Genomic DNA, 2105 nt, shown 5'->3' with positions numbered 1-2105 from the left:
GGGCGGCTAGCGCCGCCCTTCGCGCCGGGCCGCCGCTGCGGGTGCCTCTTTCGCTCGTTTCTCTCGCTCTTTCGTTACGCCGCGCTACGGGGTGGTTGCCTCGATTAACCATTACACCGCGCTACGGTGCCCTACCCCTTGCTATCAATCCCGGTGGTCTTTGATGATCATGATCATCATGCTGAGGATGAAGGCGAGGAAGATGGTGATGATGGCGAATACCGTGCTGTTGTAAAGGCGGTTGGGCTCTGTGGGGTATTCGGGCATGAGCGGGCTTTGCAACACGCTGACTTGTTTGAGCTGACGGGCGGCTTCCAGGCGGGTGTTTTCCAGGGCGGCCAGGGCGCTGGAGTAGGTTTCCTGGGCGAACTGGGCTTGCAGTTCCAGGGTTTCGTATTCTGCCGAAATACGGTTGAGCGAGTTGCCGGTGGCTTGGGCCAGGCGGTCGCGTTGTTCGACGATCTGGTCGCGCAGGGCTTCGATGTTGCGTTCTACTTGGCGCAGCTCGGCGGATTGGGCGCTTTGGAAGCTGGCCAGGGCGTTGCGCTGGGCCTGGAAGCGGGCCAGGTCGGCTTCGAGGGTGGCGACGACCTGGTTGATGCTTTCCACCGTGCTGGTGGGTGATACCAGGCCGTGCTCATTCTGGAATTCGAGCAGTTGGGCGCGGGTGTCATTGAAGCGCTCTTCCAGGCGCACCATTTGGCGCTCCAGAAAGCGTACCTGTTCATCGGCCAGGCGGTGGCCCATTTCGTTCATGTGGTTTTCGCCTGCTTCCAGCAGCAGCGATGCCATGCTGTGGGCGAATTCGGGGGTGTAGCCTTGAACGTGAATGTTGAGAACCCCCGCGTATTCGTCCAACTCCACTTCTACACGGCGCAGGTAGTAGCGGTGCAGGTCTTCAATGGGCACGTTCGGGTCGCGCAGGCGGGCAAACAGGTCACCGTGTTCGCTGTAGTGCTGGCGAATGCCTAGCTGTTCATCGAGCAGGCGCAGCATGTCTACCGAGAGCAGGTGCTCGCGCAGTAGCAGCAGGTCGGCCGTGTTGCCTCCGCCGCCGCCCATGAGCGATGAGAGGCTGAATTCCGGTGTGGCGACTTGTGGGCTTTCCAGCACCACGGTGGCACGGGAAACGTAGCGCTCTTCTGCCCATACCAACCAGTAAAAACTGACCAGTACAATAGCAATAAAGGCGAACGCCCAGTGCGGCGACTGCTTAATAAAACGGGTCAACGATACGTGCATGGGTTATTTAGCCTTTAACCGATCAACAAAACGAAGGTGCATCAGTAGCCCTAGCGCATTCAGAGTTAATGTCACCAGCCAGAAGTAGAGCATGCTGGTGCCGTGAATGACCTGATAGTTTTCAAAGAATCCCAGCCGCAGGGTTTCCAGGGCATGGGGAATGGGGTTGAGCATCAGATATTCCAGTAGCCAGTGGGGTAACTGGTTGAGCGGAAACATGACGCCGGAAATGATCAACAGTGGCAGCGAAAGCATGCGGATCACTCGGCCCACTTCCGGCACCAGGGTAGCGGCCACCGAGGTGACCAGGCCCAGCCCGATGCCCAGGCTCCAAAGCGAGACCCATGCCCACATGGCTCTGATGGCATTGTCGGGGTACATGTCCAGACCTAGCAGCAGCCCCCCCACGATAAACAGCAGGAAGACGAAGGTGCGCAGCATGCCTTCCAGAAAGTTGCGCACCAGCACGGGGTCTACGGGCTGCACTTGGCGATAGGCGAACAGCGCGCTGTTGGCATCGATGGCCCCCATACCGCGCAGCATGCCTTCTCGCACCAGGAAGAAACCCATCATGCCGGCGATCATCCAAGGAATGAACTCGGCATTCACGATCAGGCGGTCACCCCGGATGAAACTACGAATGCCCACCATGATGGCCACCAGCGCGAAGGGCTCGAAGATCATCCAGAACCAGCCCATGCGGTCGGCCATGGTGCGCGAAACGGCTTCGCGCATGAACATGGCGTACCACACGCTGCGCGTGACCTGCCAGGGGGTGCGCGCGCCTTTCGGGGTACTGCTTGTGTTATCCATGATGCTGTGTCTTTTGATTCAAGAACGTAAATGGAGTAGTGGCTTGATCA

Annotated in this window: 2 protein-coding genes; both read right to left on the bottom strand. The window is 59.0% G+C overall.

Annotation, left to right across the window (positions count from 1 at the left end; translation table 11 throughout):
- Positions 1 to 144: 144 nt before the first annotated feature.
- A complete protein-coding gene (locus tag B7L71_RS12265; protein WP_081138301.1) occupies positions 145 to 1242 on the bottom strand; it encodes a chain-length determining protein in 1098 nt (365 codons plus the stop codon).
- A gap of 3 nt (positions 1243 to 1245) precedes the next feature.
- Positions 1246 to 2055, bottom strand: a complete 810-nt coding sequence (locus tag B7L71_RS12260; protein ID WP_081138299.1) for an ABC transporter permease — start codon at positions 2053 to 2055, stop codon at positions 1246 to 1248.
- Positions 2056 to 2105: the final 50 nt, after the last annotated feature.

Origin of the sequence: Halomonas sp. BC2, assembly GCF_002078115.1 — a bacterium.
Taxonomy (GTDB): domain Bacteria; phylum Pseudomonadota; class Gammaproteobacteria; order Pseudomonadales; family Halomonadaceae; genus Vreelandella; species Vreelandella stevensii.
Note: the sequence above shows the minus strand (reverse complement) of the source record. Positions and strands in the feature narration are given on the sequence as shown.